The following is a 16059-nucleotide window of genomic DNA, read 5'->3' on the forward strand; positions in this document are numbered from 1 at the left end:
AGAACGTCACAGCTGCTGATGCACCATTGGCCACTGATATGCTGATTGGTTGGATCAACTCAAGACGCAGTATGGGCAACTTGGATGAGCCAGCACCGACACACGCCCAGATCGAAGCAGCAATTGAGTGTGCTGCCACTGCGCCAGACCACAAAAAGTTAAACCCATGGCGTTTTATCGTGACGCAAGGCGAAGCTCGTCACCAGTTAGGGCAAGCATTGCTTAAAGCTGCTCAAGAAAAAGCAGCGAGCGAGGATGAAGTGCTGTCTGAGAAAGACATTAAAAAAACCCAAAGTATGCCACTGCGAGCACCGCTTATTATTACTGTGGTCACTAAAATACAAGCCCATAAAAAAGTTCCTCCTTTTGAGCAGATGTTAAGTGCTGGGGCTGCTGTCCAAAACCTTATCTTGGCCCTAAAAGCACAAGGTTTTAGTACTGTATGGCGTACTGGACTGCTATGTAACGAGCCTGCTGTAAAAGCATATTTTGATGTTGGGCCAGATGATTATGTGACGGCTTTTGTTTATACTGGTACCAGCCCAAAAAATGAACCCATACGTAAACCCATTGATATCGAGCCATTGGTACGATTTGAGTCATAATATAGCTGAGCGCTGTCTATTAAATAAAACGATCTTCTAATAAGACAATCAGTCGTAGTAGCCAAACTCAGTAGGCAAATAATGATACATTTTATGAATAATCAGTCAGTCAATATGGATAAAAGAACATGACCAGCCCAAATAACAGCAATAAAAACATTGGCAACGATGACAGTGATACAGAAAAAAGCACACCTGATAAGCAAAACAGTCTGCTATCAGGTATCATCGAACGTGCGACCAAATCTGGGCTTGGCCGTAAAAAACTGAACCCTAGTGCGGTCGAATCAGCAGTGGCAAAAAACATGGCAGAGATTCATAGTAATCCTACTAAGCTGCGATTGGCCTTTTTAGGGGGCGGCAGTTTTGGTACGGCAATGGCAAACTTGGCCGCACGAAACGGCTGTGATACCACACTGTGGGTACGCAATAAACGTACCGTAAAAGCAATGATAAAAACCCAGACCAACAAAAAATACTTGCCAGGTTATAAGTTAGATGACCGTTTAAAATACAGTCATGATTTGGCAGCAACAGTAAAAGATAAGGACATTGTTTTTATCGCTGTACCAGGTTTGGCTTTTAGAGAAACCTTAAAAAATATTGCGCCATTTATCAGTGGTCAGTCTATCGTCTCACTGACGAAAGGTATGGAGAAAGACACGTTTGCCTTAATGAGCGATATCATCAAAGATGAGCTACCAGAAGTAAATTTTGGCGTGATGTCAGGGCCAAATTTGGCCATAGAAATCATGAAAAATATGCCTTCTGCGACGGTCATTGCTAGTGAGTCTGAACCGCTGCGTCATGCGGTACAAGCAGCGCTGCACAGTGCATTTTTTAGAGTATTTGCCAGCGATGATGTCAAAGGTGTTGAGCTGGGCGGCGCGCTCAAAAATATTTATGCGATTGCGATGGGGATGGCAGCTGCCTACGATGTTGGCGAAAACACCAAAGCGATGATACTGACACGCGCTTTGGCTGAAATGAGTCGTTTCGGTGTGGAAGCAGGGGCAAATCCGCTCACTTTTTTAGGGTTGTCAGGAGTGGGCGATTTATATGCCACTTGTAGCTCAGAATTGAGTCGCAACTATCGTATTGGTACCATGCTCGGTCGAGGCATGAATATAGACGCTGCTGTCAAGAAACTTGGTCAGACAGCTGAGGGTGTTAATACTATTCAGCAGGTGCACGAAAAAGCGACCAAAGAAGGCATCTATATGCCTATTACTCATGCTCTTTATGCGGTTATTTATGAAGATAAAGCGGCTTTAGGAGTTGCTCTACATTTGATGGAGGCGGGTTTCCGTAGCGATGTTGAATTCGTTATGGCACACGATCATAGTAATGCCGCCCTGACGGCCCATATGAAAACATCGAGTAGCACTGAAAAAGACAAGGACGACGCCGACCACAAGTAAAGCCATTTTGATTAATGCTGCCTCTGGTTTCATCATGCAGCAATAAAATCAGATTAAGCTATGCTTTGTATTCAAAAATATTTAACAAGGATCGTCATGAAAATTATACTAGTTCGTCATGGTCAAGCAGAAGATGAAACGCGTCCTGACAGCGCCCGTCAGCTGACTGACTTTGGACACAAGCAAGCCGCCCAAACTGCAGAATATGTGACCACTCATTATCATCCTGATCGTTTTGTTGTGAGCCCTTATGATAGAGCACAGCAAACACTCGCTGAATTCCAAGCAAAAGCGCCAAAAGTGCCGTCAACGATACAGAGTAATATCACGCCCTCTGACGATGCAGGCAAGGCTTTAATCGACATCGGTCATATCGAAGCGGAATGTCTTGTGGTGGTCTGTCATATGTCTATCGTTGCCTACCTTGCTGGATTGCTGACAGGAGATTATCCTGAGTCATTTTCTCTGGCAGAAGCGCGCGTGTTTGAAATGGACTTTGTCATGAGCGGTATGGCAAAAGAGATCGATCGCTTTGTTCCCAATCAGCCGTATTGATAACAGCCCTTTATCATCGTTTCAATAATTAAGGACACGCTTAGTGTTACATGTTTGGTTACGAGCGCAGCATAGCCCACTAGCTGTCTGGCATGAAGATACACAACAATGGCAAACAGTCGATGGCTGGCAACAGTTACAAGCAATCTATGGCAGTCATAAAAACAATGCTCACAAAGCATTGTGCTTATATTTCCCTTCAAGCCATCTATTACAAGTCGACACGGAGTTTACGGCGACTCAGCTTAAACAACTGGGTGTGAGCGGTAAGCAATATCTGTTTGAAGAGATGTCATTGACCCCCGTTGAACAACTGGCAATTCGACAAATCAGTCATGCCGATCGTCATCAGCTCTATGCATTGTCACAAAATGATATTGAGTCGTGGCAGCAAAGTACCAAGCTTGCTGGTATGACCATCACAGCGTTACTACCTGATTTTTTATTGTTGCCCACACCAGAAGAGGGGGCAGGACAGCAGGTGACACTCTATCAAGACACCCAAACCATGCTGCTGCGTCAATCTTTACGCCAAGGCATGGCAGTTAGTTACCTGCCATTGATTTTCGAGCGTTTCCCGCACCTTAGTGAAGTCAACGTACTGTCACCCGTAGCCACTTTTGAAGACACATCAACGCTCTCCAATAGTAACCCTATTGATACGTTTGGTGATTCTATGGCGTCTCATGACATTGGATTGCAAAAGTCATCAACGCCAACATCGTCCACGTCAACGGATTTTATGGCACCAACCTTAGCGATGATTACTGAGCATCAATTATTATTGACCACACTGACAACGACACCAAAACCCATTGAAAACCCTGATCGTCATGCGCTAAATTTCTATATCAAGCCAACAGATTCACAGTTGTCGCCTTATTTGCGTGTGGCTATGATGGTTGCATTGAGCGCATTGGTGTTGCAGATGGCGACAGATGGTGTGCAGTGGTATCAATATAATAATGCAGCCATCGCAACCAAGAGTGAAATTGCCAAGCAGTACCAATCGTGGTTTGCTGATGAGCCTTTAAGCACTCGTACGAAGCTACAAGTACAACTGCAACCGAAACTGCGTAGTGATAGTCAAGCACCTGATTCGCACATGGCTGTATTGGCTCGCATATCACCTCTTATCAAACAGTCTTCCTTACATGCACAATCACTGGTTATGCAGCCATCATCACTTAGTTTTACTTTGATAGCGCCTGATCGCACTAGCTTGGATACATTCACAAGCACACTGGCAGCACAAGGGTTGAGCGCGAAGCTTGCGCAAGTGAGCGGCAATGAGCAAGGGCAGTTTAGCGGTCAAATCACGGTGAATGTGGTAGAAAATAACGATACGCAAGCAAATACGGCGGCATCATAATCTCTATTAGCCATATCAGTCATAGTCATGGTAAACATAGTCATGGCAAACAAGGTCAAACAATGAAAAGATTACTACGCCGTAGCAAACGCAATAATGTCAATCCTTCATTCGATAGAAGTATGGAAACGCATGCATTATCAAAGCGCATGAATAATTTTCAAAGTGTTTTGTCATCGCGCTGGCAGGCATTGTCTGGACGTGACCAGTTGGCATTGCTCATATTGTCTACCTTTTTATTATTGTTTGTTGGTGGCTATGGCGGTTATAGCATTCATCAAGCGGCAAATGATAGTAAGAGTGACTATCAAGAAGAGGTGGCTGATTATTTTTGGCTGCGCGCACAAGCAGGCAATATTGATAGCAATGCAATGCAGACCAGTACATCTGACGGTGAATTGCCGCCTGCTAATAATGTCAGTACCGTGTTAAATAGTGCAGGTATCACAAATGCTCAAGTAGTGGCAGCTGGCGATGCTGTTCAATTGAGCTTTACTCATGGCAGTCAAGCGGTGGTTGGTACAGCGCTTGGTAAACTTGAGCAGCAAGGTTGGCAGTTCACTCAATTATCCATGCAGCAAGATCCAATCAATAAGTCCATTCAGGTACAAGCGACTGTTGCTCTATAAACGGCCACTTCATAGCTGGCGACTTTCTAAAATAAGATCCTAAAATAGTACCCTATCGCGAGGCAATCACTGTACATCATCGATGTTCAGAATTTACTATTCATATAAGTGTGCATAGCCATATGTAGCTGCTGATATTGAAAAATCACTGCTTTGACACAATCAAATAATGACTAGTCACTGTCAGATAGAGATCATTATAATGAATCGTCCTTTTAAGCATGAACCTGATGAGCCTGTGCGTCAAAAGACTCATACGGCTGACCATCACTACCCTGATTCTATGGATACAATGTCTGATTACGAGCTTGCCCAAAGAGGAAAACACCGCATGATGAGCGACAATAAGCGCCGTTCTTTAATCACTTTTAATCACATTACTTATTTTCTGTATGTCATCAGCTATTTTACGGCAGGCTTGCTTTGGATTGTGCCAATTGTCATGAACTACATGAAGCGTCATGATGCAGAGGGCTCTTGGCTTGCCACGCATTTTGACTGGCAAATCAAAACCTTTTGGTACAGTATCGTCTGGTTTTGCTTGGGTATCATTATTATTGTGTTTGCCTTGGGCGGTGTGGGTGTGAGCGTGTTAGCAGACAGTGGAAACATTGCTATTGGTTCTGTGCTGTTGGCTGCCGTTGGTCTTCTCATCATGACCTTTACCTTTATCTGGCATCTTTATCGCGTCATTCGAGGATGGATCGCATTGACGGATAACCGTCCTGTGCCTTAGATATCATCTATAACTTATTGAATATATCACTCATCGACTAGTAATGATTGACACTGATTTATGGATTGCTAAAAAGTAAATCTAAAAATTAGCGCATGAAACTTTGCTCTTATTTCTGTTAAGCTGATATAATCGCAGCGCTTGATTTTATCAGCACTTTTCATCCACTATGTCTTTCGAGCAGGGTCTGTCATTACTATGTCTTATGCCTTACTTCGCCCTTTTTTGTTTAATATGGATCCAGAACATGCCCATGAGATGACTTTGTCTTTATTAGACAAGGCTCACAAAGCCCGTGTCTTAGGACTGGTATATGGTCAATCAATGCAACCAACTGATTGTATGGGGTTGCAGTTTTCAAATCCAGTTGGCTTGGCGGCAGGACTGGACAAAAATGGTGACTATATTGATGCTCTTGCCGAAATGGGTTTTGGCTTTATAGAAGTCGGTACCGTCACGCCGCGTCCGCAAGTAGGGAATGACAAGCCAAGATTGTTTAGAATAAAACAAGCTGATGCCATTATTAATCGTATGGGCTTTAATAACCAAGGCATTGATTATCTGGTTGAAAATGTCAAACGCTGTAAATATAAAGGCAATATTGGTATTAATATTGGCAAAAATGCCGATACACCAGTAGAGCAAGCTGCCGATGATTATGTTTATTGTTTAGAACGCGCTTATCCGCATGCTTCTTATATCACAGTAAACATCTCTTCTCCCAACACTAAAAATCTGCGTGATTTGCAAAGTGGAGATGCCTTAACTCAGCTGTTAGATACAATTAAAAATCGTCATAGCCAGCTGGCAACTGAATACGGCTTTTATGTGCCTTTGGTACTCAAAGTTGCGCCAGATTTAGAGCCACTACAGGTCGACTACATATCACAACAGCTGATTGATTTTGAAATAGACGGTTTGATTGCAACCAATACGACGTTGAGCCGTGTAGGTGTGGAAGATTTAAAAGATGGCGATCAAATGGGCGGATTATCAGGTCGGCCAGTGAGCCACATTAGTACCCAGATTTTACAACAGTTCTCTGATCAGTTGGGTGATAAAGTCACTTTGATTGGTGTTGGCGGTATTGATAGTGGTGCCAAAGCTGTCAAAAAAATAGAGGCAGGGGCAGATATGGTACAGCTTTATACAGGGCTTATTTATCGTGGTCCTGGGCTGGTACAATCCTGTATTCAGGCAATCGGCGGTTATTACGACGCGATGGAAGGTTAGGGCGGTATTAAAGCCTTGTGATGGACTTAAAATACTGGCTCTTGAATACACTCTTAACCATTTGTGATGCTATAGAACCTGAATAAACCCCAATAAATATGAATAAAGTGTGAGGCGTAACACATGAGTGGTCTAGATATCGTGATTGCTGTTGTTGTCTTGATTGGCTTATGGCGCGGCTTTCAAGTAGGACTGATCAAAACAGCCGTTGGCTTGGCAGGCTGGTTTATCGCCTTTATTGCTGCGACGCGTTTGGCAGGCGTTGTATCGCCTCAATTGTCAGGGGTTGTGCAAAACCCTGTATTACAGTTGGCGCTGGCATTTTTACTCGTGGTAATTATTATATTGGCTATCATGCATTTGGTCGCGTTTGTGTTTTCAGGTGTGCTCAAAACCTTGCGCTTGGGCATCTTTGATAAAATGGCCGGTGGTGTATTGGGTGCTGCCAAAAACGTGCTGATGGTATTGGTCATCCTTAGCGTCAGTGCACCCTTATTGGTACAGATGCCGCAATGGCAAACTTCAGTCCTTGCTCCTGAATTACTGCCTTATGCACCGATGGGCAGGGAGCTGGTGTCAAATGTGTTTGGTATGGCTTGGGATCAAATCAACCAATCATGAGTTTTTATACTTCAAATTTTCGTCATTATGAGTCTCAATACTTTTACCTTATGGTTTCTTGCTGCTATAGCCTTTATAGCAGCGATACTGTCTTTGTAACCTATCCTTGATAAAAAATTATTCGATAGCATTTAGGCTACATAGATGACGATAGATAAAGTATCGATAGCTCATTTTCTGATAATCAAAGATATACATACTTTTTAAACGTTCAACATCATCAGGTCAACGGTGAGTGACAGCTCAAATATTTACTAGCGTGTTGTCAAAAAATTGCCGTTATTGTAATACTAATGTATGGGTCAAAATAGGATATAACTATGTGTGGAGTCATTGGGGTTGCAGCTCATGAGCCAGTCAATCAGATTCTTTATGATGGTTTAACGATGCTACAGCATCGCGGGCAAGATGCAGCAGGCATCGTTACTTTACAAGATGGAAGACTGTATCTGCGTAAAGAAAACGGCATGGTTCGTGATGTCTTTATGGATCATCATATGATGAAATTGGTCGGTAAATTCGGTATTGGTCATGTGCGTTATCCAACAGCGGGTACGTCTAGTAGTGCTGAAGCTCAGCCATTTTATGTCAACTCGCCTTATGGCATTACGCTTGCTCACAATGGCAACTTGACCAATGCTGAGAGCTTGGCAAAATCATTGTACATTGAAGATCGTCGCCATCTCAATACTGACTCAGATTCTGAAGTATTGCTAAATGTGCTGGCTCATGAAATGCAAAGTCTTAACAAAACCAATCCAACGGCTGATGATATTTTTAGCGCGGTTACCGCTGTTTATAGCCGAGTTGAAGGCGCTTATGGCGTAGTAGCGTTGATTACTGGTCATGGATTACTAGCGTTCCGCGATCCAAACGGAATCCGTCCGCTTATCTTTGGTAAGCGTATGGCAGAGAATGGTGGCACCGAATACATGGTTGCCTCAGAATCAGTCGCACTGACAGGCTCAGGTTTTACCATCATTCGTGATGTGAAGCCAGGGGAAGCCATTTTTATCGATTTGGACCATAAACTGCACACGCATCAGTGCGTAGAGCCAAAAGAATACACGCCTTGTATCTTTGAATATGTTTATTTTGCTCGTCCAGATTCAATCATGGACAATATCTCCGTTTATAAGTCACGCTTACGTATGGGTGAGAAACTGGCAGATAAAATTCTGGCTGAATGGGGTGAAGATCATGACATCGATGTTGTTATTCCTATTCCAGATACGTCGCGTACTTCTGCGATGGAGCTAGCGCTGAAGATGAATGTTAAATACCGTGAAGGGTTTATGAAAAACCGCTATATCGGTCGTACGTTCATCATGCCAGGGCAGCAGCAGCGCAAAAAGTCTGTTCGTCAAAAGCTAAGTGCGGTGCCGTTAGAGTTTAAAGGTAAAAACGTGTTGTTGGTTGATGATTCTATCGTTCGTGGTACGACGTGTCATGAGATCATTCAAATGGCGCGTGATGCAGGTGCGAATAAAGTATTCTTTGCAAGTGCCGCGCCACCAGTGAAATTTCCAAACGTGTACGGCATTGATATGCCTGTGCGTAGTGAGCTGATTGCATCAGGTCATACCACAGAAGAGGTACGAGACATTATCGGCGCTGATCGTCTGATTTTCCAAGACTTGGACGATTTGATTGATGCTGTAAAAGACACCAAGCATAGCAGAGTTGAAGGATTTGATTGTGCGGTCTTTAATGGCTGTTATATCACGGGTCAAATCAATGAAGCCTATCTTGATCATCTACAAAAACAGCGTAGTGACACTGCCAAAACAGGTAAAAAAGGCGTACAAATAGTTGCTGATACACCAGTCGATATGACAGGTGTCGAAGAAATGTAAACTGCTTTAAAGAAAAATAGCTGCAAAAATAAAAGGCTGTATTCTGATTAGAATGCAGCTTTTTTTTTGTGATTTAAAATAGAAGGGCTTTAACCTAAGAAATGAGTAAACGTCCATAATAAGCTATTGATTGCTGCAATACCAACAACCATGCTGACCAGCAGCTGACGACTAACATGATAAACGAGCAAGACCAAAAGGAGCGCGCCAATTTGTGCCATCAATAAGTGTAGCTCTGAACTATTGATACCAGTAGTAGCAGATAAGTCTTGATAAGAGAGACTGGTCAAAATAAGTAGTACCATGACGGACAATGGCAGACTTTCATTCAACCGATGTAGCCAAGGCGTATCTAGTAGCGGTTTGGGTATCAAAGCAGGCAGCGCACGGGTAACAAAAGTAACTGCTGCCATCGCAAAAGTAGCAAAAATAAGATAACTACTACTCATGATCTCCCCCTGTCACATTGTGCTGTGTCCAAATACCACGTACTAAAATCATTATCATACAGATGGTAATAGCCACCAGTAATAACCAGTTGCTTGTAAAGCAAGAGGCAATGGCTAGAGACACGACCGCAATAACGATAGGAAAATAGCGTTTGATGCTTTGAAACTGCTCATAAGCCAAAATAGCAAACAAACAAACCAACGCGAAATCTAAATGTGGCACCAAGTCACCAAGCGCGCCTCCAATTATCACGCCAATCATGCTTGCCAACACCCACCAACTTTGATTAAACAAACTGATAGGCAACATCAACGCCTGTTTTGACTCGTTAGGCAAACTGGTCATGACTGAGAAAGTCTCATCAGTCAATGCAAATAGACAATAGGTTTTAGCAAGCTTCTGCTTAGGTAAGTAGTTCAATAATGGCATACCGTAAAACACATGTCGCAAATTAATAGCCGCAATATTGGTGGCGATGTTACCAATTGGCAAACCAGCGCTTAGCATCGGTAGGCAAGCGTATTGGGCTGCACCAGCATACAAAACGACGCTAAGCATCATGACTGCCCATATAGGGATACCAGCAACCTGTGCCAATACACCAAAAGCGATGCCTGCGGGTAAATACCCCATTGCAACTGGCAGACTTTTTTTAAAGCCTTCCGCCCAGTTGTGACTGGTTTCAAACGGTTTGTTTAATTCATTTGAGCGAGTTGTCACGTAATATCCTAGTTTGTGCTGTAAATCTTTGGTTGTTAAATTGGTTGATTAAAAATTAAGCATGATCAAAAATACGGAATCAAAAAACTCATTTAGACAATGTCATGCTTATTCAGCACATATCAAACAGTGGGCTGTAGCTTTTCATAGCTCCCTGTTTGGTGAGCACGATATAAAAACACACCTAAAATAAAGAGTCTTAGTAAAAGCAGACACCATACACTGAGCCAAATACCTGTCATGTCCCATTGCTGATATAGCAGCCAGCTTAATGGAAAAAAGACAGCAGCAAGTATTAGAGCAGCGTTTCGAATCACACTACCAGCCGTTAAGCCAAAAAATATACCGTCTAGCCAATAGGCTCCCACACCAATGAGCGGTAGCAGGACAGCGTACAGACGATAGTCTTTAGCAAGCGCAAAAACGGTGTCAATATTGGTCATTAATTGTAAGTAAGTCGGCATCAAAAACCACCAAATGGTACTCAGAATGATAGCAAGTCCATAGCTAACAATTCCTGTTCGCTTAACAATAAGACGAAAACGTGGCCAATCTCGCCGTCCTGCTGCTTGTCCACTCAAGGTTTCAGCAGATACTGCTACGCCATCAAGGGCGAAAGCTGAGATGCTAAGTACTTGCAACAAGATAGCATTGGCTGCCAGTATGACATCGCCACTTTGTGCGGAGAGGCGAGTGATCCAAGCAAAACTCAGAGTCAAGATAAGTGTGCGAATAAAAATATCTTTATTCAACGAAAATAGCCTAAGTATCTTCTCTTTAGTAAAATGCTTTGGATCAGCTTTAAATAAAGCTACCCAAGAGATTTCTAAATGTTGACGGCTTAACCATAACGCTAGTAGAACACCTGACCAAAACGCAATAGTAGTACCCAAAGCCACACCAACCAAGCCCATTTGTAGACCAAACACAAAAAATAAGGTTAACACAATATTTAGTACGGCGATGAACCCTTGTTGGTACAGCATATAACGTGTTTTGCCTTGGCCTGCAAACCAACCAATAAAAGCAAAGTTCATCAATTCAGCGATGACCCCCCAAAACCTGACATCTAAATAGATTTTTGCAGCGCGACCACTTTCAGGGTTTGCTGATAATGCTTGTAAACCAAAGTCTATGAGCCAAGGTTTTGCCAATAGTAAAATAGCGCCAATGGCAAATGCGAGTAGTAAGGCACGCTGCAAAATGGACAAGAGTGGTGATGGTTCTGGGTTCGATGACAACGTTTTGTCATTGATAGAGTGGTCAGTAGCGTGCGCCAACTGTCCTAATGCCTGAGCTGACAGTCCAGAAGAGGCATACTGTAAAAAGTTAAAGCTAACCAGCAATAAGGACAGTAATTGTATCGCAAGACCCATACCAGCAAGTTTGGCAGTGTCATTCATATTGCCGACGATTGCCGTATCAATCACACTTTGCAGTGGCATGGCTAAGTTGGCCAACAATACGGGCAAAGCAATGGCGATGATGCGTGCGTATCTGGTATCAATCGGTGGCATCTTACTAGAGGAGGGTGTGGTGAGGGACATTTGCGGCTCGTTTATATTTAGGTAATAAAGAGAGTGCGGTGGATTAGTTATGGTTGTTGGTTAATGAAATAACTGGGTTGCCATGGCATGCTTGAGAGTCAAGAAAAACAGCTATAAAGACAAAAGCACCTAGACTCATTACTTATGAGTCAGGTGCTTTGCTTTAACAGTCATTGTATTGCAATCAAAGATAAATATTAAGATTACTACATTTTTTCTTGTTCAAACATTTTTGGATCATTAAAAGTAACAATTTCTTCTTCGAACTCTGGTTTCACTTTGACAATGAAGTCATCGCGCGACAGACCCATACGTAATGGGATTGAGCTGGCGATATAGGTTGAAGAGTAAGTACCTGCCAACAGGCCAATAAACAACGCTACTGAGAACCAGAACAAGCCATCGCCACCTAGGAACAACATCGCTAAAACAACCAATAATACGGTAGAGATTGTCATAATGGTACGACGTAGTGTCTCTGTTAATGATAAATCAATAGTTTGACGCGGTGTAATACCGCGGACACGGCGGAAATTCTCACGGATACGATCATACACAACAATCGTATCGTTGATAGAGTAACCCACCAAGGCCAAAACAGCTGCCAAAACGGTTAAATCAAAAGGAAAACCAAATAAGGCAAAGACACCAATGGTCACAATAGCATCATGAAACAGCGATAGTACCGCACCAAGCGCGAGTTTGAACTGGAAGCGTAAAGCAACATACCCCAACATACATACCAGGGCTAACACTAGTGACATAACTGAGTTTAGATAAATCTCGTTACCAACTTGGCTACCGATAATATTAACGTTACTGATTTCGACATCATTATTAGGTAGAGACAGGGCTTCGTTAAGGCTCGCATTCAACCCATCAACACTATCCGATTGGGGAGGAAGACGAATCAATAGTTCTTCTCGAGTCCCAAGATACTGCACTACTGCGTCGTCGAAACCATTATCAGCTAAGGACTGTACCACCTCAACCTGCTCGACAGGCTGCTCATAACGCACATCTGCTGAGACACCACCAGTAAAATCAAGACCCAGGTTCAAACCATTTACTGCAATCGCAATGATACTGCCTATCACAAGAAATAAAGATAGAAGTGCCATTGGCTTTTCTATTTTCATAAATGGAATGATACGCTGATCGCCTACCGCTTTAATACCACCTTCGGCAGCTGCAGCGGCGTCATCAGCCGCATCACTCGATAATAAGCTTGGGTCAGTTGCCTGAGTTGCCAATGCGTGACTGTCTTTTTCGCCACCTTTGCCACTGCGACGAGCCTTACTTACCATTGGCTCAGTATTATTGGTTTGGGTATTACTGCCCTTACCATTACGACGTGGTTTTTTGCGGCGGCGTGTACTGGCATCAACATTTGAGTTGCTTGAACCATCTCGGTCTGGATTATTTTGTTGCTCTAAAGGATTGTTCTTATCAATCGTCATAATGTTCTCCTAACCGATGCTCAAACGTTTGATAGATTTACGCTTACCATAAGCAATTTGTACCAGCGCACGCGTTACCATAATAGCGGTAAATAGTGAGCTGACAATACCAATAGCCAATGTAACCGCAAAGCCTTTAATCGGACCTGTACCAATGGCAAATAGAATAAATGCAATCAATAGGGTAGTGATGTTGGCATCGAAAATACTACTAAAGGCTCGATCAAAACCTGCCACAATGGCGGATTTTGGCCGCACGCCATTTGCAATCTCTTCCCGTATTCGCTCAAAAATCAGTACGTTGGCATCAACTGCCATACCAATGGTTAAGACGATACCAGCGATACCAGGGAGTGTCAGTGATGAGCCTAAGATCGACATAATGGCAATGATGATAATAACGTTGACGGCAAGTGCCACGTTAGCAATCACACCAAACAGACGATAGAAAATAATCATAAACGCAAAGACGAGTAGGTAACCAACCTGAGTAGAAAACAGACCTTTATCGATATTTTCTTGACCCAATGAAGGACCAATAGTGCGCTCTTCTACAAAGTACATTGGTGCAGCAAGTGCGCCTGAGCGTAATAAAAGGGCAAGTTCTGCTGCTTCAGCCGTACTGTCCAAACCAGTGATTCGGAAAGAAGAGCCAAGTACCGCTTGAATATTGGCGCGGTTAATGACTTTGGTTTCGGCATAAGGCGTTCTTACTTCGACAGTTTCTCCAGTCGCTGGATCTTCTTCATAAGTAATTCTTTGCTTATTTTCGATAAACAATACTGCCATTTGCTTGCCGACCGCAGTTCGCGTGGCATTTTGCATCAGCTTTCCGCCCGCGCTATCTAGCGTAATACTAACCTCAGGAGAGCCATTTTCGTCAACGCCTGTTTGAGCGTTGGTGACTTTATCACCAGTGACAATTGCCTGACGCTGTAGCAGTACAGGCGGGCCATCTAGGGTTTCAAACGGGAAAGCTTCAGTACCTGCTGGTGGGATACCGCCAGTATAGTTTTCACTGTTTTCAGCCACCATACGGAACTCAAGGTTTGCAGTACGGCCGAGAACACGCTTCGCTTCAGCAGTATCTTGTACACCTGGTAGCTCGACTACAATACGGCTGGCACCTTGTGACTGTACCAAGGCTTCAGTAACGCCAAGCTCAGCAATACGGTTGCGTAGTGTCGTCAAGTTTTGATTGACTGCGTAGCTATTGATCTCATCAAGCGTGGCTTCATTATAGGCCAAGATTAAAGCAGGGCCTTGAGCATCAATAGAGGATTGTAGACTAAACGTACTGCCCATGGAGCCTTGTAGAACGTTCTGTGCACGATTACGTGTATCTGTATCAGCGAAATGCAATACTATGCTTTGACGTTCAGTCTTAATACCTTTAATCGCAACTTTCTCAGCACGTAGGTCACGACGCACATCACGACTGGCACTATTTAGACGCTGTTCAAGCGCTTTGTCCATATCGACTTCTAGTACAAAACGTACACCGCCACGTAAGTCAAGCCCAAGCTTCATTGGTCTTGCACCAATATCACGTAGCCATTGCGGGGTAGTTTGTGCCAAATTCAATGCGACTACGTAGTCTTCGCCCAATTTTTGACGCAGTACTTCTTGAGCTTTCAGCTGATCGACTGGGTTGTTGAGACGCACCAGCGCACTGTTGTCCTCAAATGTGCCATTATGGTTTTCAAGACCGGCCTCTTCAAGTAAGCTTTGAGACTGGGTCAAAATACCTTCAGACAACTGTGTACCTGCTGCGGCACTTGTAATCTGCACGGCAGGTTCGTCAGGATATAGGTTAGGAGCAGCATATAGACCGGCAATGATTAGCACGACGACAATAAGTAAGTATTTCCAAGCGGGATATTGCATAATCACTTCTTTAAGTTGATAAACAACTGGCGACAGGAGCCACAAGTTAGCAGATGGGAAGTTAGCGATAACAATGGTCAGATGCTATGTTGAGCATTATTTATGAAACACCATTGTAATCATCCGCGATAATAATAAAACGTAAAACAGAAAGGCAAATGATACAGACGTATCCTTATATAGTCATTAAAAATATAACAGATACGATCTACAAAACAGTCACTCAACAGCGTACAGATGGAACATTATAAGTCTAGAAATCTAATTTAACGCACTGTTTTATAGCAAAAAATGACCGTAAATCTTATACGGTCATTTTGAGTCATTGCACATACTGGTGATACGACCATCAAATCACCATCAATAAAATACTATCAATGATTAAACGCTTTCGATCGTGCCAGCAGGCAATACTGAAATAACAGAAGCACGTTGTACTTTTACATCAGTGTGGTTATTTAAGCTTACAACGGCATAGTCGCCTTCTATCGCTTTAATACGACCCATCAAGCCACCAGCAAAGATGATTTCGCTACCCACGGTCAATGCATTGACCATCGCACGATGCTCTTTGGTACGCTTAGACTGTGGACGGATAACCAAAAAGTAAAAAATCGCAAAAAAGGCAATAGGCAATATAAGTTGACCGAACTGTTCCATATCTCTCTCTCTCATTAAATGATAGGTAAAAATAAAATTAAACGCATAGTAACAAAAAATCCCAGTCTTGGTAACTGTTAATCATAGGCTAAGGACGTTTTTATTGAGTTAACAGTATACTAGTAAGCCATACTTATGGTACCAGTGAGTAGTTTTACTCGGACAGTGATACTAAATTTTTGAAAGTATATCAAATTCTGAGTATTTGATGGCCAATAGATAAAGATATATGAGAAGACACGTCAAAAAATCAAGGCTCGAAAAGAGCGACTTATTGTGAAATGCTATCATCAATGCTACTATCAAA

At 43.0% G+C, this 16059-nt stretch carries 15 protein-coding genes; 9 read left to right on the forward strand and 6 right to left on the reverse strand.

Annotated elements, in window-relative coordinates:
* Window positions 1-38 precede the first annotated feature (38 nt).
* The 9 genes from CZ794_RS09640 (at window position 39) to purF (ending at window position 9028) form a co-directional block, all read left to right on the forward strand.
* Window positions 39-605, forward strand: coding sequence for a nitroreductase (locus CZ794_RS09640; RefSeq protein WP_256958951.1), 567 nt, complete (start codon window positions 39-41; stop codon window positions 603-605).
* A gap of 128 nt (window positions 606-733) precedes the next feature.
* Window positions 734-2026 (forward strand): NAD(P)H-dependent glycerol-3-phosphate dehydrogenase, encoded by a 1293-nt coding sequence (locus CZ794_RS09645; RefSeq protein ID WP_087041381.1) that lies wholly within the window; start codon window positions 734-736, stop codon window positions 2024-2026.
* Between the two features lie 96 nt (window positions 2027-2122).
* The gene (locus CZ794_RS09650) at window positions 2123-2581 is read left to right on the forward strand and encodes a histidine phosphatase family protein (RefSeq protein WP_087041382.1); all 459 of its coding nucleotides are present in this window, start codon (window positions 2123-2125) and stop codon (window positions 2579-2581) included.
* A 43-nt stretch (window positions 2582-2624) separates the two neighbouring features.
* Window positions 2625-3953 (forward strand): type II secretion system protein GspL, encoded by a 1329-nt coding sequence (gspL, locus tag CZ794_RS09655; RefSeq protein WP_087041383.1) that lies wholly within the window; start codon window positions 2625-2627, stop codon window positions 3951-3953.
* A gap of 62 nt (window positions 3954-4015) precedes the next feature.
* Complete coding sequence (gspM, locus tag CZ794_RS09660) at window positions 4016-4582, forward strand: type II secretion system protein GspM (protein WP_087041384.1); 567 nt, start codon at window positions 4016-4018, stop codon at window positions 4580-4582.
* 202 nt (window positions 4583-4784) lie between these two features.
* Window positions 4785-5318: a hypothetical protein gene (locus tag CZ794_RS09665; protein ID WP_256958935.1), complete on the forward strand. Its 534-nt coding sequence runs from the start codon at window positions 4785-4787 to the stop codon at window positions 5316-5318.
* Window positions 5319-5516: 198 nt separating this feature from the next.
* Window positions 5517-6551 (forward strand): quinone-dependent dihydroorotate dehydrogenase, encoded by a 1035-nt coding sequence (locus CZ794_RS09670; protein WP_087041385.1) that lies wholly within the window; start codon window positions 5517-5519, stop codon window positions 6549-6551.
* Window positions 6552-6674: 123 nt separating this feature from the next.
* Window positions 6675-7172 carry a CvpA family protein gene (locus CZ794_RS09675; protein ID WP_087041386.1) on the forward strand — a complete coding sequence of 166 codons (498 nt, stop codon included), beginning with the start codon at window positions 6675-6677 and terminating at the stop codon, window positions 7170-7172.
* A gap of 320 nt (window positions 7173-7492) precedes the next feature.
* A complete protein-coding gene (gene purF, locus CZ794_RS09680; protein WP_087041387.1) occupies window positions 7493-9028 on the forward strand; it encodes an amidophosphoribosyltransferase in 1536 nt (511 codons plus the stop codon).
* Between the two features lie 89 nt (window positions 9029-9117).
* On the opposite strand, the gene CZ794_RS09685 is transcribed toward purF, so the two are convergent.
* From CZ794_RS09685 to yajC, 6 genes are all read right to left on the reverse strand, one after another.
* The gene (locus CZ794_RS09685; RefSeq protein ID WP_087041388.1) at window positions 9118-9477 is read right to left on the reverse strand and encodes an AzlD domain-containing protein; all 360 of its coding nucleotides are present in this window, start codon (window positions 9475-9477) and stop codon (window positions 9118-9120) included.
* Window positions 9470-10198, reverse strand: coding sequence for an AzlC family ABC transporter permease (locus tag CZ794_RS09690; RefSeq protein WP_087041389.1), 729 nt, complete (start codon window positions 10196-10198; stop codon window positions 9470-9472). The genes CZ794_RS09685 and CZ794_RS09690 overlap by 8 nt, the downstream gene beginning before the upstream one ends.
* Window positions 10199-10320: 122 nt before the next feature.
* A complete protein-coding gene (locus CZ794_RS09695; RefSeq protein WP_087041390.1) occupies window positions 10321-11745 on the reverse strand; it encodes an MATE family efflux transporter in 1425 nt (474 codons plus the stop codon).
* Between the two features lie 206 nt (window positions 11746-11951).
* A complete protein-coding gene (gene secF / locus CZ794_RS09700) occupies window positions 11952-13205 on the reverse strand; it encodes a protein translocase subunit SecF (RefSeq protein ID WP_087041391.1) in 1254 nt (417 codons plus the stop codon).
* A 9-nt stretch (window positions 13206-13214) separates the two neighbouring features.
* Entirely contained in the window at window positions 13215-15092 is a 1878-nt protein-coding gene (gene secD / locus CZ794_RS09705; RefSeq protein ID WP_087041392.1) for a protein translocase subunit SecD, read from the reverse strand.
* 381 nt (window positions 15093-15473) lie between these two features.
* Window positions 15474-15752: a preprotein translocase subunit YajC gene (gene yajC, locus CZ794_RS09710; protein WP_201508789.1), complete on the reverse strand. Its 279-nt coding sequence runs from the start codon at window positions 15750-15752 to the stop codon at window positions 15474-15476.
* Window positions 15753-16059: the final 307 nt, after the last annotated feature.

The organism is Psychrobacter sp. JB385, assembly GCF_900163785.1.
GTDB lineage: Bacteria > Pseudomonadota > Gammaproteobacteria > Pseudomonadales > Moraxellaceae > Psychrobacter.